Source organism: Paraburkholderia sp. BCC1876 (assembly GCF_902833695.1).
In the GTDB taxonomy this organism is placed as follows: domain Bacteria; phylum Pseudomonadota; class Gammaproteobacteria; order Burkholderiales; family Burkholderiaceae; genus Paraburkholderia.
In genome coordinates this window covers 1-419 of the sequence record NZ_CADFGI010000120.1, presented here as the reverse complement: position 1 = coordinate 419, position 419 = coordinate 1, and the positions used below count along the sequence as shown (strand labels likewise).

1 protein-coding gene is annotated in these 419 nt (G+C 64.0%); it reads right to left on the bottom strand.

Annotation, left to right across the window (positions count from 1 at the left end):
- The coding region (locus HWY05_RS38095) for an isochorismatase family protein (RefSeq protein ID WP_244146821.1) at window positions 1-418 on the bottom strand (418 nt) is incomplete at its 3' end.
- Window position 419 lies beyond the last annotated feature (1 nt).

Genomic DNA, 419 nt, shown 5'->3' with positions numbered 1-419 from the left:
GCTGCATCGCGTAGTCGTGCGCATCCTGCGAGGTGCCGCCCGATGCGTCCGCCACCATGTAGATCTCGTAGCCGCCTTCGAGCATCGCGCACAGCGCGAAGGTGGTGTTGCAGACCTCGGTCCACAGGCCCGACACGACCACCTTCTTGCGGCCGTTCGCGGCCAGCGCGTCGCGCACCTTCTGGTCGTCCCAGGAATTCATCGAGGTGCGTTCGAGCACCTTCTGGCCCGGGAACACGTCGAGCAGCTCGGGATAGGTGTAGCCGGAGAAGCTTTCGCTCTCGACGGTGGTGATGGTGGTGGGCACCTTGAAGACCTTGGCGGCCTTGGCCAGCGCGACGACGTTGTTCTTCAGCGTCTGGCGGTCGATCGACTGGACGCCGAAGGCCATTTGCGGCTGCTGGTCGATGATGATCAGT